Annotated in this window: 16 protein-coding genes; 5 read left to right on the forward strand and 11 right to left on the reverse strand. The window is 48.6% G+C overall.

From position 1 onward, the window contains the following. The 5 genes from ACNA7P_RS05050 to gmk all read right to left on the reverse strand — a co-directional run. Positions 1–587 (reverse strand): hypothetical protein (locus ACNA7P_RS05050; RefSeq protein WP_416257524.1); only part of this gene is annotated, 587 nt, incomplete at its 3' end. Between the two features lie 144 nt (positions 588–731). Further along, entirely contained in the window at positions 732–1,124 is a 393-nt protein-coding gene (locus ACNA7P_RS05055; RefSeq protein ID WP_416257525.1) for a RidA family protein, read from the reverse strand. 1 nt (position 1,125) lies between these two features. Further along, positions 1,126–3,240 (reverse strand): bifunctional GTP diphosphokinase/guanosine-3',5'-bis pyrophosphate 3'-pyrophosphohydrolase, encoded by a 2,115-nt coding sequence (spoT, locus tag ACNA7P_RS05060; protein WP_416257526.1) that lies wholly within the window; start codon positions 3,238–3,240, stop codon positions 1,126–1,128. Positions 3,241–3,393: 153 nt separating this feature from the next. Further along, a complete protein-coding gene (rpoZ, locus tag ACNA7P_RS05065; protein WP_416257527.1) occupies positions 3,394–3,675 on the reverse strand; it encodes a DNA-directed RNA polymerase subunit omega in 282 nt (93 codons plus the stop codon). 109 nt (positions 3,676–3,784) lie between these two features. Then, positions 3,785–4,417 (reverse strand): guanylate kinase, encoded by a 633-nt coding sequence (gmk, locus tag ACNA7P_RS05070; protein WP_416257528.1) that lies wholly within the window; start codon positions 4,415–4,417, stop codon positions 3,785–3,787. Between the two features lie 212 nt (positions 4,418–4,629). Between gmk and ACNA7P_RS05075 the strand changes: the two genes are divergently transcribed. Both ACNA7P_RS05075 and ACNA7P_RS05080 read left to right on the forward strand, forming a co-directional pair. Further along, positions 4,630–5,226: a LemA family protein gene (locus tag ACNA7P_RS05075; RefSeq protein WP_416257529.1), complete on the forward strand. Its 597-nt coding sequence runs from the start codon at positions 4,630–4,632 to the stop codon at positions 5,224–5,226. Beyond that, positions 5,227–7,194, forward strand: a complete 1,968-nt coding sequence (locus ACNA7P_RS05080) for a M48 family metallopeptidase (protein ID WP_416257530.1) — start codon at positions 5,227–5,229, stop codon at positions 7,192–7,194. Here ACNA7P_RS05080 and ACNA7P_RS05085 read toward each other — a convergent pair. Further along, positions 7,139–8,080, reverse strand: a complete 942-nt coding sequence (locus tag ACNA7P_RS05085; RefSeq protein WP_416257531.1) for an alpha/beta fold hydrolase — start codon at positions 8,078–8,080, stop codon at positions 7,139–7,141. The genes ACNA7P_RS05080 and ACNA7P_RS05085 overlap by 56 nt on opposite strands. 47 nt (positions 8,081–8,127) lie before the next feature. Here ACNA7P_RS05085 and ACNA7P_RS05090 point away from each other — a divergent pair, with 47 nt between their 5' ends. Next, complete coding sequence (locus tag ACNA7P_RS05090) at positions 8,128–8,961, forward strand: ferredoxin--NADP reductase (protein WP_416257532.1); 834 nt, start codon at positions 8,128–8,130, stop codon at positions 8,959–8,961. A gap of 35 nt (positions 8,962–8,996) precedes the next feature. Here ACNA7P_RS05090 and ACNA7P_RS05095 read toward each other — a convergent pair whose 3' ends face one another. After that, the gene (locus ACNA7P_RS05095; RefSeq protein WP_416257533.1) at positions 8,997–10,430 is read right to left on the reverse strand and encodes a PH domain-containing protein; all 1,434 of its coding nucleotides are present in this window, start codon (positions 10,428–10,430) and stop codon (positions 8,997–8,999) included. Next, positions 10,427–11,038 carry a PH domain-containing protein gene (locus ACNA7P_RS05100; protein WP_416257534.1) on the reverse strand — a complete coding sequence of 204 codons (612 nt, stop codon included), beginning with the start codon at positions 11,036–11,038 and terminating at the stop codon, positions 10,427–10,429. Before ACNA7P_RS05100 ends, ACNA7P_RS05095 begins: the two co-directional genes overlap by 4 nt. A 155-nt stretch (positions 11,039–11,193) precedes the next feature. On the opposite strand from ACNA7P_RS05100, the gene ACNA7P_RS05105 reads away from it, so the two are divergent. Together ACNA7P_RS05105 and ACNA7P_RS05110 are read left to right on the forward strand one after the other, a co-directional pair. After that, positions 11,194–12,102, forward strand: a complete 909-nt coding sequence (locus tag ACNA7P_RS05105; RefSeq protein WP_416257535.1) for an ABC transporter substrate-binding protein — start codon at positions 11,194–11,196, stop codon at positions 12,100–12,102. Positions 12,103–12,124: 22 nt separating this feature from the next. After that, on the forward strand, positions 12,125–12,601 hold the full coding sequence (locus tag ACNA7P_RS05110) for a peroxiredoxin (RefSeq protein ID WP_416257536.1): 477 nt from the start codon (positions 12,125–12,127) through the stop codon (positions 12,599–12,601). Between the two features lie 67 nt (positions 12,602–12,668). Here the strand turns inward: ACNA7P_RS05110 and recD are convergent, their stop codons facing one another. From recD to recC, 3 genes are read right to left on the reverse strand one after another with little or no spacing between them, the layout of a single operon-like run. Beyond that, on the reverse strand, positions 12,669–14,591 hold the full coding sequence (gene recD, locus ACNA7P_RS05115; RefSeq protein ID WP_416257537.1) for an exodeoxyribonuclease V subunit alpha: 1,923 nt from the start codon (positions 14,589–14,591) through the stop codon (positions 12,669–12,671). Further along, the gene (gene recB, locus ACNA7P_RS05120; protein ID WP_416257538.1) at positions 14,581–18,306 is read right to left on the reverse strand and encodes an exodeoxyribonuclease V subunit beta; all 3,726 of its coding nucleotides are present in this window, start codon (positions 18,304–18,306) and stop codon (positions 14,581–14,583) included. Before recB ends, recD begins: the two co-directional genes overlap by 11 nt. Next, positions 18,303–21,809: an exodeoxyribonuclease V subunit gamma gene (gene recC / locus ACNA7P_RS05125; protein ID WP_416257539.1), complete on the reverse strand. Its 3,507-nt coding sequence runs from the start codon at positions 21,807–21,809 to the stop codon at positions 18,303–18,305. Before recC ends, recB begins: the two co-directional genes overlap by 4 nt. Between the last annotated feature and the right edge of the window lie 24 nt (positions 21,810–21,833).

Below are 21,833 nucleotides of genomic sequence, written 5' to 3' on the forward strand. Positions count from 1 at the left end.
CCGCGAACTCGGCCACGCACAGTATCTCGAACATTCTCGCGCACCGATTCATTTACCGTGGCTCGAACAGTGTTCGAAACAGTAGCGCCAACTTGGCCCGCTACTTCTGAGCTAACCGTAGCACCCACGTTAGCATTCGCTTCCGAGCGAACTAAGCCAGCCATTACTGAGCGAACTTCACCAGCCGTATTGCGAGCTAAAGCTGCGGTTTCTTGGCCTGCTTGCTCACCGGTTTGCTGGCCAGTTTCTGCGGCTCCTTCCGCTAGCAACTCAGCGCGAGCTCGCGCTTGTGCCGCTCTTTTTAGGCCTTGCTCAGCGCCTTGTTGCCCGCGCTCAGCACCTGCACCAATCACGGCTAGTACCGCTGCTGATACAGATTCGCCATCTTCTTCCGCCTGTTGCGCGGCAGCTGCAACGCTTAAGCCAAACTCGGCGTTAGCATTTACAGTAACTTCCACCTCGTTTTCTGCTTCAGTATCGGTATCCGTATCCTCTGCAAAAGCAGTTGCAGTAGCTAAACCTAGTGAGAATATACCAGCTAACGCCAGTAGCGATGGTTTCAACACAAATGTCTTAGTCGTTTTCATCGTCATTTCCTCCCGTTATGATAAATGACACTTAGATAACGGGCGGCTGTACTACTCTATTCCGTAAGCATTGCGTAAAGCACAAAATAAAAAACCAGCAGTGCTGGTTTTTAGGTTCAATCGTTGCGGATGCTGGCTTTACCATCAATTCGTATTGGGTAACTCCATCACGCCATCAATTTCAATCTGCGCACCTTTTGGCAATCCTTTTACTTCGATCGCTGCACGCGCAGGATAAGGCGTACGGAAGTGCGCTGCCATTACTTCGTTCACTACAGCAAAGTTGCTTAAATCAGTTAGGTAAATTTGTACCTTCACCATATCTTGCAACTCACCACCAGCGGCTTCACAAACTGCTGTAAGGTTCTCAAACACCTGCTGTGCCTGAGCACGAAAATCATCAGATACCATTTCCATTGTGGCTGGTACCAGTGGAATCTGCCCCGATAAATATACTGTGGTGCCTACCTTAATTGCCTGTGAATAGGTTCCGATTGCTGCCGGTGCTTGATCGGTAGCAATAATTACTTTCGACATCTTACTTCCTTAAACGAGAAACCCGCTGAACATGGGGCATTTTACGAATCTGCCGCATTACATCGGCAAGGTGTTTGCGATCATTAATGGTAAGAGCTACATCAATATAGTAGATGGTGGAATCAATTTCTTCAGTTTTTAGGCCGTGAATATTACATCCCGTGCGAGCAATGGCTTGTGTTAGCCGCGCCAAGGCTCCTTGATGATTCACAATTTCCACACGAATTTCAGAAACAAACTGCGAATCAGGCTTATTATCCCACTGTACAGGGAAATAACGCCCTGGTTCTTCTTCGTGGCCACGCACATTTTTACACTCACGGCGGTGTATTACTAAACCACGGCCGGGGCTCACATGGGCAATAATATCATCACCCGGAATTGGCCGGCAGCATTTAGCAAAACTCAACAGTAGGCCATCTGCACCTTTAATTGCCAAACTGCGCCCGCGCTCATCATCACCTGTTGCAGCTTGCAAACGCTGCTCATCATCAATTAACCGCCGCGCTACCGCCACACTCATTAAGTTACCGAGGCCAATATCGCGTAATAGCAATGCTTTATCATCGCGCTTTAATTCATGCGCTACGCGCGTAAATTCCGCATCATTGATGTCATCCATACTGATCGAGCCCAAAGCTGCGCGCAATAAACGTTCGCCTAGTATCAGCGCTTCATCAGATTCTTGATTCTTCAAAAATTGGCGGATTTTTAAACGCGCTTTGCCGGTTACCACAAAGTTTAGCCAAGCTATGTTCGGCCGCGAACCGGGCGCCGTACGAACTTCAACGGTTTGCCCAGTTTCTAGCGGCTTACTAAGGGAGTAGGCTTTGTGGTTTACCCGCGCACCAATACAGGTGTTGCCGATATCAGTGTGCACCGCGTAAGCAAAATCAACCGGCGTAGCACCCTGTGGCAACTCAATAATGCGGCCGTCGGGGGTAAACACATAAATTTCATCTGGGAAGAGATCAGATTTAACATTCTCAATAAACTCAAATGAATTACCTGCACTTTGCTGCAACTCAATTAAACTCTGCATCCATTTTTGCGCTCGAACTTGCGCAGTAGTACTACTATCTTCAATATCCTTATACAGCCAATGCGCAGCAACTCCGCGATCCGCCATTAAATCCATCTCTTCGGTACGAATTTGGATTTCTACCGGCACCCCATGCGGGCCTTTCAAGGATGTATGCAATGATTGGTAGCCATTTGATTTCGGTATCGCAATGTAATCTTTAAAGCGCGTTTCAATGGGCTTATAAAGATTATGCACCGCGCCTAGCACCCGATAGCAAGTATCCACGGAATTCACTACCACTCGAAAAGCATAGATATCCATCACCTGGGTAAATTTTAATTCTTTATTCAACATCTTTTTATAAATGCTGTACAGGTGCTTTTCACGGCCGTATACACGAGCGGAAATCTGCATTTCACTCAGCCGTGAAATCAATTCATCATGAGTACGTTCGAGTAACGCTTTGCGATTGCCGCGCGCTTTACGCACTTGGCTATCAAGCAACTTTGCGCGCCACGGATACAGTGCGTGAAAACCGAGAGTTTCCAGCTCATTCTTGATATTGTGAATACCAAGGCGGTGCGCTAAGGGAGCATAGATCTCGAGGGTTTCGCGGCCAATTCGGCGGCGTTTGTCTGGCCGCAGTGAGCCAATGGTGCGCATGTTATGGGTACGATCGGCGAGCTTGATCAAAATCACCCGAATATCTTGCACCATCGCCATAATCATTTTGCGATAGTTCTCAATTTGATGTTCTTCTTTGCTATCAAACTGCAGTTTATCGAGCTTCGAAACACCCTCAACCAGCTCGGCCACGGTAGGGCCAAATTGCTCAGCTAAATCTTCTTTGGTAACAGGAGTGTCTTCGATTACATCGTGGAGTAACGCCGCCATCAAAGTTTCATGGTCGAGACGCATTTCCGCAAGCATACAGGCTACAGCTACCGGATGGGTAATATAGGGTTCACCACTTTGGCGTTTTTGCTCACCATGAGCATCGAAGGCAACCACAAATGCTTGTTCGATACGGGTTACTTGCTCAGCGGGCAGATAAGCCTCAGTTAATGTGCGCAAACCTTCAAAAAGATACACTACAGCGCTCTCACTTCTTCATGATTAGCAGAACTATCAGTTTCTTATAAATTGGTTATATATAAGGTATAACAGAGAGGATAAGGGGAAACAAACAAATTGCCAATGGGAAAAACAATAGCGGGAGCCGATTGCTCCCGCTGATAAAATCGATTACTCCTCGATTTCGTTCGATTTCAGTGCAGCCATTGCTGCTACTTCAGCTTCATCTTGTGCGTATTGCTCTGCTTTATCGTCTTGATCTAAGCGACGCGCGTCGATAAGGCCGGCTTCAATTTCGCGTAAGGCGATAATGGTAGCTTTTTCATTGGTGGTAGGTACCAATGGCTCTTTACCGTAGCTAGCGATTTGTCGTGCACGACGTGCTGCTACAAGAACCAGATCAAACCGGTTGCCAATGCGTGAAACTGCTTCTTCAACTGTTACCCGTGCCATGTATTACTCCGCAAAATTGAAACTATTTCTCTCGAAAGGGCAAATAGTGTACTGCAAAGCTTTGGATCCGCCAAGATCTATTGCTCATACATTTGTTTTATAAAGGATTTTATTCTTCATGGAGCAGATCATGGAGGATTTCACGGTGCCGAATTTGCTGTTTCGAACGCCGCAAGCGTTGGCTCATCACAATATGCTCGAGATTATTCACCGATTCTTGGAAATCTTGATTCACAATTAAGTAGCTAAACTCCGCATAGTGCGACATCTCGTGTTGTGCTTTTGCCATCCGCTTCGCGATCACTTCGTCGCTATCTTGTCCGCGTTTGCGCAAGCGCAGTTCCAGCTCTTCGTTCGATGGCGGTAAGATAAAAATGGTATGCACACCAGGATACGCAGCTTTTACTTGCCGCGTGCCTTGCCAATCGATATCTAAAAATACATCTACACCACTTGCCAGTGTATCTTCAATAACCTTGCGCGAGGTGCCGTAATAATGGTCAAACACCTTGGCCCATTCATAAAATTCATGGTTCTCTACTTGCTGTAAGAATTCTTCTTCAGAAACGAAATGATAGTGCTCACCATCAATCTCGCCTGGTCGCGGTTTCCGCGTAGTGGTGCTTACGGATACTTGCATTGAGCCATTCGCATAACGCTCTAGCAGGGCTTTAATCATGCTCGATTTGCCGGCACCACTCGGGGCAGCAATTATAAAAAGGTTTCCACTAACGTTCGACATAGGCGCACTTATTAGTAAGTTATGGGTAAGTTTCTAAAGATTGAAGTGCAACATAAATTACACCGAAAGTGGGAAAAACACCACTTTTGCAAGTGTTACCACAAAGTTTGCGTGTTTAACCCATACGCTGATTATTTTTAGCAGCTAAAATCCATGCTATAACATACACTTCATGAACAACATTCGGAATTTAACTCACACAAGGGCATGTTATGGATATCTCGCTTTGGATTTTAATTGCAGTACTGATTCTTATTGTTCTTTATGGAATCGGCATATACAACAAACTCGTAACGCTGCGTAATCGCTTCCAAAATGCCTTTGCGCAAATTGATGTGCAGCTGAAGCGTCGTTACGATTTAATTCCTAATCTTGTAGAAACCGCAAAATCTTACCTGAAGCACGAGCGCGAAACCTTAGAAGCAGTAGTAGCAGCTCGTAACCAAGCAGCTTCGGCACTAAAAGGAGCAGCAGCAAACCCAGGTGATGCTGGCGCAATGGGCCAATTAGCCGGTGCAGAGGGTGCTCTTGGTAGCGCGTTAGGCCGCTTGAACGTGGTAATGGAAGCCTACCCAGATTTGAAAGCGAACCAGAACATGATGCAACTGAGCGAAGAGCTTACAAGCACCGAGAATAAAGTAGCGTTCTCGCGGCAAGCCTTTAATGATTCGGTAATGGAATACAACACCTATCGCCAATCATTCCCGCCTGTAGTATTTGCCGGCGTATTTGGTCATAGCCAGGATGCTACCTTATTACAATTCGAAGATCGTGAAGCCATTCAACAAGCGCCAAAAGTGAAATTCTAAATGTCTGCAATGAGTTTCTTTGAACACCAAGCAGTAGCCAGGCGCAATACCCGGCTACTGATTGTACTATTCGGCATAGCTGTTATTGCACTCATGGTGCTTACCGGCTTTCTTGTCGCGGCCTTCACGGGCGGCGTTGAGATGTACAACACCACCACAACTACCGAACCAGCAACTAGCTATTTATTGCAGTGGGATATCATTTTGGCCGCAATGGGCATGACCCTATCGGCGATTAGCTTAGCGGTATTGTTTAAATGGTATCGGCTAAAAGGTGGCGGTAAAATTGTTGCTGAAAGCCTTGGTGGCAGGCGCTTATCGCCGGACAGCCGCGACCCAGTTGAGCGCAAAGTGCTAAATGTGGTGGAAGAAATGGCGATTGCCGCCAACATGCCCGTGCCACCGGTGTACTTGTTAGAGCAAGAACAAGGAATTAACGCCTTTGCCGCTGGCTACTCGCCGCGAGACGCAGTAATTGGCGTAACCCGAGGCTGTGTTGAAAACCTTACTCGGGATCAATTACAGGGCGTAATCGCTCATGAAATTGCCCACATATTGAATGGCGATATGCGTATGAACATTCGCATTATGGCAATTCTGAACGGTATTTTATTTATCTCCCACGCCGGCTATATTCTCTTGCGCACGGGCGCCTTCAGCCGCCGTAATGATAAAAATCCGCTGCCCATTTTAGGGCTAGGCTTACTCATTATCGGCGCCATTGGCGTATTGTTCGGCAATATTATCAAAGCGGCGGTTAGCCGTGAGCGCGAATACCTTGCCGATGCATCTGCGGTACAATTTACTCGCAACCCAGATGGCATTGGTGGTGCGTTAGAGCAAATTGGTGCTCTTTCAGGTGCCGGTGGCGAAATTGCTGGCAGCCAAGTGGCAAGTAAAAATGCCGACGAAGCTTCGCATTTGTTTTTTGGCCAAGCAGTGAGTAAAGCAGTATCGCTTTTTTCTACGCATCCACCATTAAACAAGCGCATAAAGCGCATTCGCCCGAACTGGGATGGTACTTATCGCGCCAACCCAGCTCAGGAACTCAAAAGCGAAATAGAAGCCGAACAGAAAGCGCAAAATCAAGCCGAGAAAGCAAAACAAATGCTTACTGGTGCGCTTGGTACTATCGCCGTTGGCGGTATATTGGGTAGCGGGTCTGCGCAAAGCTCGGCGAATCAATACGCTGATACCGGAACTCCTAGCGAACAGCCAAATGATGCCTCAGAAGCGGAGCAAAAACATAACGCTATGCGCACTGAAGTGCGCCAAATAGAGGGCGCTGAAGCCTTCGTATTTGCTATGGCATTAAGCAGCGAAAGTAGCATTCGTGAGCAACAATTAAACTTGGTAGTAGCACAACACGGCAGCACATTAGCGGAACGAACCGAGCAAGATTTTGCGCAAATCAATAACATGCCACTAGAAGAACGCTTGCCACTTATTGAACTCGCGGTACCTGCGCTGAAATCATTATCTAAGGCCGATGCGCACGGTATGCTTGCTACTCTGGATCAGTTGGTAGCAGCGGATACCCAAGTTTCATTATACGAATGGTGTTTATTGCAGATGATTCAACGATATGTGCAGGCCGAATTTGAACCCAACAAACGCGTGCCAAAAGTGAACATTCGCAAACAATCCGATGCAGAATATACGCTATCGGTATTAGCTTTTTATGGTCATAAAGATGAAAGCAACGCACTTGCCGCTTTTACCGCTGCGGCAGAAAATTTTGGCCGCAGCTTAAAGCCTTTTGCGCGCCAAGCGTTTAGCTTTGGTGATTTATCCGATGCCTTAGATCGCATTGATCAATGGTCGGTAACCGAGAAAGAGCGCATGGTAAAAGCCTGGGTAGCATGCGCGCAGCATGATGGCGAAATCAACGTAGTTGAACGAAAGCTTCTTACTACGCTTTCGGCGTGTATTGGTGAGCCACTGCCGCAAGAATTTCCTGCGCAGTAACTACTGGGTTTTCCTGCATAAAACAATGGCCGCCCTGCATACTGGTGATATTCAGTTCAGGGTGGGCCTGTTGCCAATCCGCCATTGAGCGATGTAAAAATGGGTAAGTATCACTACCAATGAAGCTGTGAGTAGGTGCTTCTACCTGCCGCAGTTGCGGCCATAGCTTACGAATATAACTGCTAAAAACTTCTGCCTCTCTTTCTGGCAAACACTTCAACGCTCGGCCCTCTGTAGAATCGTGCATAGCATGATCTACATACGCCGCTAACGCATCTTCGTGCCAACCACGAAACATCCCTCTGCCGCGTAAACTAGTAAGCGCTGTTTCTCTATCTGGCCATAACATTCTTCTACGGCGGGCTTTACGCGCAATCGGGTTCAAGCCAATACTGCCAAGTGGCATTGCCCAACGAATCATGGGTTGCGGAAATAGCATCGGATCTAACAACAGCAATTGCGAAAACATGTGCGGATTCGCCACACTCATTAAGCTAGTGAGTGCGCCACCAAAACTATGCCCCATACCAATCTTCAACACACTCGCATATTCGGGCGCGAAGCCTGCCCAAGCCTCACGAGCTAAATCTGCTGAGCGCTGCCACCCTACAAATTTGCCACCATGCTCACTATCACCATGGCCTTGCGCATCATGTAAGAAAATATCGAAGTAGGGAGCCAGCTGCTGCCACAAAGGCAAATAGGTTAACCCCGAATAGCTGTTGCCATGAATAAAATGGAGAACAGGCAACCCCCTTGGCACGGTTCTTAAACCACGCAAGGTGAAACCTTCTTTGGCAACATAGTGCCAAGGCAGCCAACTACAATCGCCAAACAGAATAGGCTGATTTTGCTGAGCTTGCGTATCATTTATAGTAGTATTCATTTCGCTTTTCATGCACACATCAAATTAGTTAGGCCACCGAGGGTATTATGGCAGCTTGGATGAACGGAACCATTATTAACAATACGCAGTGGCATGAGCATTTGTTTAGTTTACAAATAAAACCTGCAGCGCCTCTCGAATTCCGTGCCGGACAATATGTGCGGCTGGCTTTGCCTTCGTTAACCGAAAGTAACGATACAGCCATTATTCCTACTAGCGAACCCTTGCTTACGCATCGCGCATACTCCATGGTAAACGCACCTCAGCAAGAAACCCTAGAGTTCTATATCGCCGCAGTGCCCGGAGGCGAATTTTCTCCGCGCATGCAAGCAATGCAAGCCGGAGAGCCTCTGCAACTGAGCCAAACAGCCAGCGGCTTCTTCATGCTTGAGCATGTGCCTGATGCCGATAGCTTGTGGCTGATTGCTACAGGTACCGGCTTAGGCCCTTACATCTCTATATTGAAAACCACCGAGCCGTGGCAACGTTACCAACGTATTGTGGTGGTGCACGGTGTGCGCCATGAGCACGATTTAGGTTATCAACAGTGGCTGCGAAATCTACAGCGCGAGCATCCCACTCAGTTTGTTTATCAGCCCGTATTAAGTGGCAACATCGGTAGCACAGTTAGCGAGGATATTAACCGCCCGATTGGCAGCAAAAGCTCCAGCACCTATCTACCCGGGCGCATTCCTGCGCTTATCGCTGATGGTAGCCTTGAGCTCGCCACCGGGATTGCGATTAACCATACCGCGCAGATCATGCTATGTGGTAACCCAAACATGATCACCGATGCTCGCAGCGTACTTGCTGAACGTGATTTACGCATTAATTTAAAACGCAAACCCGGCAACATTACCCTCGAGCAATATTGGAAGTAGCGCCAAGTGCGCTGCATCCGGCGCTTTATCCAGCACTACATCCAGCGCTTATTATTGTTCGCAGTAAGCGCAAGCATTTCCGCATAAACTTTATCGGCGGTGGCCTTGCGCAACCACGGCAAGGTTAACGCACCACCCGCGGTATAGATTTTTACGCCACAAAAACCAAGCCTACGCTGAATGGGCCCCGATAACAGCGTAATACGTTGCATTTTCGCAGCTGGTGCAAAGCGCTCAGTACAGCCAAACAAGCCCTGCCGCACCGCTATCCAATTACCATCAAAATACCAACCTAGATTGCGCCACCATAACCAACGTAATAGCAACATCACGAAAAATACTAGTGGTGCTGCCCACAGATCAATCAACCAGCCGGCAGCCAAACTAGGAATTAGCCAATAGCGCGGAATAATCCATCCGCCTACGCGCTGCCATTTTGCCGTTGGCAACTTTAAATCATTACTCACCAGTGCTTTATTATGGATATTCAGTACTGGTACCGTAAAGCGCCCTTCAGCTTTATCGTTAATGCCGCCCGCCTGTAGTATGCGCATTTGGCTGCGCCTTAATAGCCGCGCTACAAGCCCTTGGCGAAACTCTACCAATTGCAGTTTCGGCATGCGGAAGCTGCGCGAAAGATGGGTAATTAACCCAGCAGTATAGGCAACTCGATCGCCCACTCTGCGTAAATGGTAACGATAGTATTGGTTGAAATAAAACAGTACCGCAGCGAACATTAATACCATTAATGCCGCTATCCCAAAGCCGATTAATATCATTACGCCTTGCCATGCTGAGGCGTAACCTGCAACAAAACCTTCTACCCACTCCACCACAAAGGTGCTTACAACTTGATTCGAGAACAATAAGGCCAATAGCACACCGGCCACTATTAAGGCATTTTGAATCAAGCCCACCCGCAAAATTTCTGTATGCGGTAATTGCAGTTCAAAATCAGCACTGGCATTGCCGATTGCTGCCGCCTCACCCGATTCATCGGCAACTGCTTTGGTGGCTTGCAGAATATCGTATTGCAGTTGCTCAGCTAATTGCACGGGCAACCCCGCCACCTCTACTTCCGAGCCTTTACTCCCGGCACTTTGCAACTGCAAAATAGCTAAATTAAACGGTTTAAACCAAATTGGTTTGCGAATATCCGCCTGTTGAATGCGTTCGTAATCAAGGTTCAGCTCTACTCTGCTAAATACCCCTTCGCGCACCCGAATACGCTCTGGCTCAAGAGCAAAACTAAAGCGCCGATAGCGCAGCACTGTGGTGATTAAAAGTATGATGATCAACGCCAATAATGCGTACGGCCAATATTGCAGCATGCTGCGAAGGCCCACAAAAATAGCCACAAAGGCAGGTAGCGCGTTGTAAGCATGTTTCGCGGTAAGGCGTAGGCTACTGAGGAAAAAGAAAATGAGCGCAATAACCGGTAACCGCTGCCAGGCGATAGTTGGGCTCATAGCGTTTTATCCTCACCTTGCATTGCGTTTTCTTGCCTACTTTCTGCAACAGTAGCGGTAGATTCGTGCGCATTACTAACCGGGGCTTCGCTAGTGTTGGCCGTTTCCGTAGCATCGGTAATTGCTGCATCTTGCAATTCTTCTTGGCGAATTTTCGCGATCAAATTATCCCGAATTGCTTCACTTACGTGGGGCGCTAAACCTGGAATCGTAAGATCTGAACCAATCCCTCCAGCGGTATACAGTTTTAGGCTTGATAAACCCAGCATACGCTCCACAGGCCCGCGTTCTATTTCAATATGCTGAAGCCGATTATGGGTAACGGCCGTTTCGCGATGCCAAAGTGCCCCAACCCGAAAACTCACAACTTCAGGTTCTAGTGCATAGCTTGTTACACGTGCGCGAGCAGGCGCCCAGAATACAAACAGAATAAACCACAGAATAAACAATTGGGCCGCAACCGTTAACGGAATCCACTTGGGCATCTGTTCAATCCAAATCGCTCCCGCAATTGCGGCAATGAAAAACACGCCTAAAAAGATAGTGTTACCAAAGCGAAGTTGATTTTTATAGTTAGCTTCCACTGCTTTCCAGTTAGGTGATGCCATAATGGTTATCCTTATTGTAATTTTGTGAGTATATTATCATAAGCACGGTAAAGCGCATTTACAGCAGTTTTTTTTCAGAGTGAATTCTATCCGCGCTCTGGCAATAAATGAGTGCCACGAGTAAACCCAAAAGAGCAGCGCAAGGTACGCAACACATGAGCAAACAAATGTTGGCGCAAAAATTGGCATTGCTTGTATTCATTATCAGCATCCTGCTGCACCAAACGGTGCCTGTTAAAGCGCAAGAGGCAAGTGATATCGCAACACTGAATTGGGTTATTAACACCGCACCTCCCTTTCATATCATCAACGGCTCGCATTCTGGAAAGGGTATATGTGACGTGCTCATGGATATCATAGATGAACAATTACCAGAGCTAGCAAGTAGCCGAGTTGTATTACCACAAACACGCATTCGGCAAAAATTTGAACAGGAAGTAGATCAGTGCTTTCCTTGCATGATTTATAGCCCAACACCAAGCGATACCGTACAAACAGAACCTACGCATTTTTATTACCCACATGGCATTATCACCACCAAAGAAAAGGCATTGATCATACAAGAGCGCCACGGCAATCCGGTGCGCTTAGCAAGCTTAATTACCGATCGCGAATTTCGCTTCGGCTACCCCGATGGGCGGCATTACCCCGCCGTGCAGAACATTGTAGACCAAGCAGTGCAAAGCGATGTTACGCGGGTGGCCCACACTGGTGAAAATGCAACGGTCGCTATTTTAGCTATGATTAAAGCAGAGCGTATTGATTACACTATCGATTATCAAATTCTGCATAATTTCGATATCGCCGAAAACGAAGCTACTGATTTGGCTTTTTTAGAAATTGCCGAAACTCAAGGGCAGCACGTTTTAGGTGCAATAGGCTGTACTAATACGGCATGGGGTAGAGCCGTGGTAAAAGAAATCAACCGGATACTACCAAATGTTCGGCAACACCCAGAGTTTTTGCAAACACTCGATCTCTGGTTTAATGATAATCCTGAATCTGAGCCATATCGTGAGTTACTGCGTAAACGAGTGTGGCATGTAACTGGTGCAAACCAGTGATTTTTAATCAAATGAGGCTTTCATGATAAACGAAAATGATAAGATACCAGCGGGTACGCTAAGTACCAAAGGCACAATCGGTACCGAACAATTTGATCCCGCAGAGAAGTTTGCGAAAGGCACGCACGTGCTATTTGCTGTTCCTGGTGCATTCACCCCTACCTGCTCTGAACAGCACTTACCGGGCTATGTTGAACATGCCGATAAATTTGTAGCAAAAGGCGTAAACGGCTTGTATTGCCTAGCCACCAACGATGCTTTTGTAATGCAAGCTTGGGCGAACTCATTGAATGTAAATAACAAAGTAACCATGTTATCGGATGGTGATGCTGGTTGGAGCGAAAAGCTTGGCCTAACCATGGATACGGGTGCATTTGGCGGTGTTCGCACACAACGCTTTGCCATGATTATTCGTGATGGTGTGGTAACCAACTTATTTGTTGAAGGCCCACAGGCTTTCGAAGTAAGCGCTGCCGAGCACGTGCTCAAGCACTTATAATTGCTAGTTGTAGAACCCCGAGCTGCGGTAACGTTGCTCGGGGTTTTATTTTTAGCGCGCGATCATTTCACAAACCACTACTGCGCACCACACGTTGCTGCACCGCGGCCGCAAAAATCGCTTGCCTAGGCGTAACTAAAGTAAAATGTTCACTGGCGCGAGTAATACCGGTATACACCAACTCCCGGGTAAGTAACGGATTCAACTCATCGGGTAGGGCCATTACCGTGTGTTTAAATTCCGAGCCTTGCGATTTATGTACCGTAAGTGCAAACACCGTTTCTACATCGCTGAGCCGGCTCGGTAATACCCACCGCACGCCGCCGTCGGCTTGCTCAAACACCACGCGCAGTTTACCTGTGTGTGGATCAAGTAATGTAATGCCAATGTCACCATTCATCAGATTTAAGGTGTAGTTATTGCGCTGCACCAACACGGGCCTACCTACATACCAACCTTTACTGCGCTCTATAAGGCCGGCGCGTTGCAGCCACTCAGCGATATGCTGATTTAAACCCGCCACACCCCAATTACCTTTGCGCAATGCCACCAGCAGCTGAAAGCTTCGGTGTACTTGCAATACCTGCTTGGCCCATTGATCACGGGCGTTTAATGGCGATTCTTCGGCAATAACCGCATCACTCTGTTTGGCCAGCTGTAAATACGCTCGGTATCCTGCCACGATTAACTGCTTTAGTTCACTACTGTTGTTGTTTGCTGTAACCAGCAAATCAATATCCGCAAATCGTTCGAAGAGTGCTAAGGTTTCACTTGCTCCAGCATTTACAGCACGAGCCAAGTTACCAATGCCTGAACGTTCACCGAAGCGGTGGCTTTTGCGCAACATTACCGTGGCTTGGTTATAAATACTCGGGCCCGCCGCAACCTTGTTGTTGCTGGCACCATAATCTTGTATCTGCGCAGGAGCATATGGCGCCAGCAGGGCTAATGTTTCGGGCAAATAATTGCCTAGCTCCGCATTTCTGCACAAATCACCCAGTACGGAACCAGCCTCCACAGAGGCCAGCTGGTCTTTATCGCCCAGTAAAATAAGCTTGGCATTCGCCGGTAACGCCGCCATTAAGCTCGCCATCATTTCTACATCTACCATAGAGGCTTCATCCACCACTACTACATCCGCGGCCAACGGCCTGTGGCTGTTATGCTTAAATGATCGCCGAAATGGTTTTGCACCAAGCAACTTGTGCAAGGTTACTACTTCCGTAGGAATACCCTGTTGCATTGCTGCTGGTAAACGGTTAATTGCGCCAGCAATAGATTCGGTAAGCCGCGCTGCAGCCTTACCGGTAGGTGCGGCTAAGCGTATCCGCAAATCACTTCCGCCACTTTGCAGCAAAATTGCCAACAATCGCACTACGGTAGTGGTTTTACCGGTACCTGGCCCACCAGTAATAATAGTGAACTGACGCTGCACAGCCATAGCGCAGGCTAAACTTTGCCAATGAATATCATGCTGATTTTCTTCTAATTCAGCTGCGAATACCCGTTGCAATAATTCACCAAGTTGTGCGCTGGGCACCTGCTTGGTAATGCGCTTGGCAATCGCTTGCGCTACCTGTTGCTCAGCCTTCCATAACCGTGCCAGATATAAATGGTTTGCGCACCGTACCAATGGTTTTTGTACAGATAATTCACCTGTTTCACGGTGCTCTACCCAATCACTTGCTGCCAGTGCGCTATCCACACTATCAATGTTTAACAAATCCCGAATAGCACTCCCAGATTCGATATCAATTCCGAGCTGATTCGTAGGCTCCGCGCATACCTCATTAAGCCGCAAGCAACTGTGGCCACGGCCGTATTGGTGGCTTACCAGCGCACACAACAACACTAATACCGGAGCGTGCTCACCTTGCTCTGGAGAGAGCTTTTGTAGAACAGCAGGCAACTCAACGTCAATCGGCCGGAGCTCACGAGCTAGCACTTTTTCGTGCAACCAGCTTTGTACGGTTGCTAAACTATTGTTCATTCTTAGCCCCCTGTAACCCTGATTGAGTTGGCGTGTGGCGAGTATCGTTATCAGCAAATAGCGCATCTAGCTCGAGTAGCAGTTCAATGGGTGGCTGCACCATACACTGCCCTTGTTTGGGGGCGCGAATAAACCAGTACATAGCACCGCCTAAATACTCACTCATACGGCTGCGATAATCTGGTATACGCGCGCTCAATAAACGATGCAAAGCGAATAAATACAAACTAGCCTGCACATCGTAGCGCTTTTCCAGCATTGCTTTTTGCATTGCCGCAGCACCATATGCACTCTCATCCGCGCCTAACCAGTTTGATTTGTAATCACATACCCAATACCGGCCTTCGCTATCCACATAGGTTAAATCAATAAAGCCTTTCAGCATGCCGTTTAGTGTTTCATCAAGTAACTCAGGGCGAGCAATACCTGGCCACACATGGCGGCGAATTACCGCATCCAAATCGCCAGCGCGCACGGTGTTTACGGCCAGCCAAAATTCCATTTCCGAAACCGCTTTGGGTAGTTCTGCCAAGCATTGCACGCTAGTGCTCAATTGCACCGTAGCCATTTCTTGCAGCCAGCCGTGAATTGCATCCAAGTGCTCCTGCCATCCGCGCAGAGTTAACCTACGTTCTAGCCATTGCTTGGTTTCAGCGCTAGCTGTTTCTGCGAAGCGTGTTTCGCAAGCATACTCGAGTAACGAATGTAAAAATGTACCGGCAGCGGCTCCGCGCGCGAAGGCATGAATACCAGCAAGTGGCTGGGTAGATATCGCCTCGTTCGGCAGCTCATCATCATCCTGATACTGTTCATGCACGGCTGTATCCGGTGCTTCCCCACCTACCGTGGCACCTATGCGTAGTGCTGAATAACTCGCAATCCACCAGTGTTCACGCAGTACCTTCGCTGCTAACCGCTCTGCTTGCTGTGGTACAAATTCATCTGCGTTACCGCTAAAGTGCGCCAGCGTGGGGCGCGCTTCCGCACGCCAAGGCAGCTCCGCTAATGCGGTTTTTAAATCAGCCGCCGAGGGTTTTTCGGGTAACCCAAGTAAAGCACCTAAGCCGCTGCGCTCAATTTTACTGTGTTTTGCTGTGCCTTCTTTATACGCGGCAATCCCCAACCAGCAGGCATAAACAGGCCGGGTTAAGGCAACATATAACAAACGAATATCTTCTTGCAGCCGCTCATTATCGGCACGCGCTAAAGCTTCATCGTCGGGTTCAAGCTCAACCACCATGCGCCCATCGGCTTGAAAACGAACGGGCTGGCCTTTTTTCACCGCCCGAAAGCTGCAAATGAAGGGTAAAAACACCAAGCTGTATTGCAGCCCTTTCGATTTATGGATAGTAACTACCTTGATACGTTCCGCATCACTTTCTAACCGCTGCACCAGTTCTTCATTTTTATTAGCTTCAGAAAGTTGCTGAGCGAACCAACGCAATAATCCGGTTTCACCATCACGGTGCGCGCTTTCTTGCTGCAGTAGCTCGGCTAAATGCAACATGTTAGTAAGTGTTCGCTCACCCTCATCACCTTGCAGCCAATGCTGTGGCAACTCGAAGAAGTGCAACCAAGCGCGTAGCATGGGCAACACTCCTTGGTAACGCCAAATATCGCGGAACTCACGCACCCGATCGGTAACCTGTTCCCAATCTTGTTCATTCTCCAACCATGCAGCCAAGCCCGCATCGCTTTGCCCAGATAACCTCAACATCAACGCCGCGCGTAAACGCGTTTCGTTATCGGGTGCATACACCGCTTGTAGCCAGCTCAGCATAGTAGTGGCTTCTTCTGTGGCAAAAATCGAATCTTTATCCGACATATATACCGAGCGCAAGCCACGCGCACTTAGCTGCTGCCGTACCATCGCAGCTTCATTGCGATCGCGAACCAAAATAGCGATATCAGCGGGAGTAATTGCCTGTAACAAAGATTCTCCCGCAGCTGCAAACCCTGCAGCACCGGAATCACTCTCATTCAGAAGCCCAGCGATACGATCCGCGCATGCTTCGGCCATTTGCTGTTGATAAGCCCCTTTGCTCAGCTCGCTGGCCGCTTCATCAACCAGCCAGTAATTTACCGCAGGCGTTGCTTGTTGCTGTTCCAGTAAACTTCCTGTGCGCCCAGCCGCGGTTACCGGCAAAAATGGCAGCGGGTTATGTTGCTCGTGGGCAAACCCAAATGCACCTTGCGGCTGCTGCTCAGCTCGGCTAAACAAGGCATTCACACCCTCAACTAATGCTTCAGTAGAACGAAAATTCTTCGGCAAATTGTAATGATGCCCAGTGGTTAATTCGCGCGCTTGTAAGTAGGTATGTAAATCTGCGCCCCGGAAGCTATAAATCGCCTGCTTGGGATCGCCCACCAGCACCAACCCATATTCGTTAGTTTGCACATCCGGATACACCTGCCGAAAAATACCAAACTGGATTGGATCGGTATCTTGGAATTCATCCACCATCGCCATGGGAAACTGCGCACGAATACGGGCGGCTAATACGCTACCGCCATCGCTATGCAGTGCTGCATGCAAGCGCGTAAGGAGATCATCGAAACCCAGTTCTGCGCGTTGCACTTTACGTGCCGTAAACTCAGCTGCGAACCATTCCGCTGCATGGCTTAATACCGCCAAGCGCACCTGTGGGCGTTGTTGAATTAACTCTAGGAGTTCGGCAAACAAGGTAAATAACGGATGCTCAGGTGGCTCTTTCCCTTTTTTGGTGCGCGCCAGTAATTTTTCCGCAGAAAATTTCTCAACAATCTCTTGGCTACTTTTTGCTAACGGATCAAAAAGCTCAGGATGCTGCTGCCACAACAGCAGTTGTGGGCGCTCTGTTGCGAACCATTTCTCAGCCTTATAACTATTTTTATTCAGTAGCTCAGCCTCGATAGCAGCATCAATAGCCGCCACGGCGCTGCCAAGGTTTCCTGAACTAAGTTTTTCTACATCATCTGTATCTAAAAATGCCATATCAAGCGCACTGGTAATTTGCGCACTTTTGCTATCCACGCGCTGCAGCCATTGCGCTAAAATATGCGCAACTTGCCCAGGTTCTTGCCCCTTTGGCAGATCATTTCCCGCTGCCTGGAACTGTAAACTACCACCTTCCGCCCGCAACCATGGTTGCACGCTGCGATATAAGGCTTCCGGGCTGCTCGCGATACTACCAAGCTCGGCAAGCATGCGGCTATCGGTAAGGGGATACAGAAAATAGCGCCAGTAATCGCGGGCAATTTGTAGGCTTAACTCACGTAAATCGTGATTCATTGTTTGCGCAAAAGCAGTACCTGCATCAAAAGCATGCTCACTCAGCATACGCTGACACCAGCCGTGAATGGTAAAGATGGCTGCCTCGTCCATCCATTCTGCCGCCAATTGTAATTGTGCCGCACAACGTTGATGCATATGTGGTGGATAATCCGCAACGATTTCGGCAAGAACCGCATCGGCGGCTAACTCACCACGAAAAACTTGCGCTGCAGCTACTAAGCGTTGGCGAATCCGATCACGCAACTCTTCGGTAGCGGCCTTCGTAAAAGTAACCACCAGAATTTGTGGCGGTAACATCGCCAAGCCTTGCACTGGCTGGGTATTTTGCTCGCCATGCCCAAGCACTAAACGCACGTATAAAGCAGCTAAAGTATAAGTTTTGCCGGTGCCAGCACTCGCTTCAATAAGCCGCATACCTTGCAGTGGGAAATCGCGAATCATTGCTCAACCTCCGTACTGTTGCTAATGGGCCCGTATAGCCGTTCAGCCCATACCGCAAAACCGGCTTCCTCAAGCACCGCATAAGTTGGGAAATAGCGTGCCAGTTCAGCTGAATGGCTTACCTCGCCAGCAAAGCTAAAACTCCCCTCGTAGGTTGCTACAACTTCATATGGCTTCTTCTCTGCTAACAGCGCAAAAGCGGTTTTCCGTGCTAACGGCAATGGTTGCTGCAAGCCAGCTTGCCAGTAGGTTACCAACTGTTGTAGTTGCTCTTGCGCTTCTTGCTGTGATTTTGCCGGTAACACAACTTTACTATCGAGGCCGTATTGCCAAACTTGCAGAGCATGGCCAGCAGCATTCGCTACCAATTGTTGCAGCCATGCATCAAGCAAGTTCTCCCAACGTGGTTTCCCTTTATTGCGCACCGCGGTTGGCCGCGCCAGCACTAACGCAGCTTCGCCCGCCGCAGCAATATAATATTGGTCTAGCTCTGCACTCAGCGCTAAGCCACATGGGTGAAGTTCTATACGCAATGGCTCTTGGGCAGGCTGCCAATTTTGCTGATCGTCGGCAACTCTGCTCAATACCACTTGCACTTCTCTACGAATCGATTGCTCGGCAAGCGCACCAAAGGTAGCAAACGGCAACACACCCTCGGCTCGCAAACTCTGAATAGCACTCGTAATCGAGCGCTGCGGATTATGCATCAGTTGATCTAACACCTTACTGCGCAATGAATAGGCTTGTAACCCATCCAATGCAAAAGGTTCATTGTCATCAAGTATCAGTTCATCTTGATAATCACGAGCCCGAAAGCGCTCGGCAATAAAGTAACGCACCGGATTACGCAAAAATTGCTGTAACGCAGGTAACGTTAACTCTGGCAGCTCACTCATGGTTGGTAAATGGTTAGTATCTGCGGTTGCCAGTGGTTTTTCGTGTACCGCGTGCAGTTGCTCCCACTCTCGGGCATAGGTGCGCTGTGTACCGTCAAAATAAGCACGTGAGAACGGCTGTAGTGGATAATCATGTGTAATTAGTGCTAACGGCCCATGCTCGGCTGGCGCTGTTTCTTTGTTAGAACCTTGGTTAGCACCATGCCAGCCTTGGCTAATCAAATCGCGTAGTTGATTCACCAAAACACTCGCCGTTTTTTCAGTATTATCGCGATCACTGCGGCCTATCCAACTTAGGTACAATGCTTCACGAGCGCTTAATAATGCTTCCAGGAATAAATAGCGATCATCATCACGCCGCGAGCGATCCCCTGGCCGATAATCATTGCTCATTAAATCAAAATCATCTGCCCGTTTGCTGCGCGGGTACTCGCCATCATTCATACCCAACACATATACCCGCTTAAAGGGTATGGCGCGCATGGGTAATAAGGTTGAAAAAGTAATTTTCCCTGCCATAAATTTTTGGCTTAAACCGCTCTGGTCAGCTTCTGCCAACCAAGCATCACGCAGCACCGCCAGGCTGAGCTCGCCATTAAAATCACCCGCTGCCACCGCGCTAGCAATGCGCTCTAATGCTTCTTGTAACTGCACAAATAACCGTTCATCGGCATCGTTATCGGGCAAAAAGAAGGTATCGAGTAAATTATTTTCACCGCTGAACAACGCTTGCCAATCTGCGAAACTACGCAATGGTTGGGCTGCCAAGGTGGTGGTCCAGCGTTTTAGTTGTTGAATGAACTGCAGTACTGGGCCCAAATCCGCCGCACTTAAACCGCCAATTTCAGCGTACGGCATACGCTCGTGCCAGCTAGCATCTGCTAACTCGTTTGCTGAGCTTACGCATGGCTCCCCAAAGGCATACCCCAACAACATGCGTTCAATACCAAAGGCCCAACTGTAGGCATCTCCCATGCCTTGCAAAGCAAATACTTGCCGATGCTCACCATCAATACCCCAGCGCACACCGGCTTCGGTAAGCCATAAGCGCAGTTGCGGTAATACCGCCGGCTGCAACTGCAAGCGCTGCTGAATGGCCGGCACATCGAGTAAATCAAATACTTCGTTCAAGGTTACACGTTGTTCTGGTAACGATAATAAGTACTCAAGAGCGATAAGCATCGGTACGCGACCACGATTGGCCTGATCAGCAAGCGAAAACGGCAAGTAGCGCCAATCATCCCGTTCAATGCGGCCAAAAACGGCATTGATATGGGGCGCATAATCAGCGATATCGGGGGTCATCACAATTACATCGCGTGGGCGCAAAGTTTCATCGGCAGCAAACGCCGCCAATAAGTTATCTTGCAGAACTTCAACTTCGCGCTGACGGCTATGGCAACGATGAAAGGTTAAGCTTTCATCTCCGGCCTGCAAAGCACGTTTATTCTGCGCTGTTGCCGGTGGGTTTAAATCGAAAATGTCTTGTTGTAGCTGGTGTAATAAAGGAAACTGGGCTAACTCTGTTGGCCCTTCCCCTTGCTCGGCATATTCGCCTGTAGCCGGGTGCATAAATACATTAATCGGGGCACTAAACCAGGTTTGATACTGTTCAGGCTGATCAAACTCTTCCAGCAAGCTCAAATAATCCCGCGCCTGCTTTCCTAAACTCGCCAACAATGCTGGTGCATGTAAATACAGCGCATCACTATCCAGTACTTCCGGAAGGCCCGGCTTCGCCTCTTGCCGGCCATTACTGCGCGTTCTGCGGCGGGCTTCATCACGCACGCTGGCAATTTCACCCCAAAAGTGCCGACACGGATTCAATACAGCTAATAATACTTGGGTGTGCTGCCCCAGCGCAGCAAGAAGTTCCAGCGTTTGTTTCGGCAATGAAGAAATACCAAATACAATCACTCGCTCCGGTAACTCTGCTTCTGCTATGTCACCAGATTTCAGTAAATTCAACGCTTGATCATGCACATCGGCGCGGCTAGAAAACTCCATACCCGCAGATTCCGCGGCCAAATCTGCACGCAGTGCTCGCCACAACGCTGGTTGCCAACATTGCTCTGTAGTTAACGGGTGCTCACCGGCTACTGCTGCACCTTTGCTCAACACATCACGGCCTTCACTCCAATGCTGCAACCAATCAGCACGATACACTTGGTATTGATCGTACAAATCAGCTAAACGCGCAGCGAGGTGGTAACTTTTGCGGCCATTCTCGTCATCGCTTAAGTAGCGTTGCAAGGGTGCAAATACCGGAGTGGTTAACCGAGGTAATAGGCGCAAGATACGCCAAGTAAGATTATTTTTATCGTAGGGCAATGAAGCCGGGATTTGCTGGCCTAACACCATCCGATACAAACGCCACACAAACTGGTTCGGTAGCTCTACGCGAACGCCTGCAGCAATACCAGGATGCCCATCTTCGGTGCTGGCCAATGCCATTTTCAGCCACTGGGCAATACCGTTGCTTTGCACTAATATTTGCTCATCAGCAAGCGGGCTTATCGGCTGCGAACTCATCCAGTGCACCAGCACTGAGCGTAAGCTCTCGAGCTGATTACCGTGCAGAACGATAAAGCCTGGCGTTAAACTCATTGGTTATTCCCTTTTCTTTCGCTA

Source organism: Aliidiomarina sp. (assembly GCF_047920995.1).
Taxonomy (GTDB): Bacteria; Pseudomonadota; Gammaproteobacteria; order Enterobacterales; family Alteromonadaceae; genus Aliidiomarina.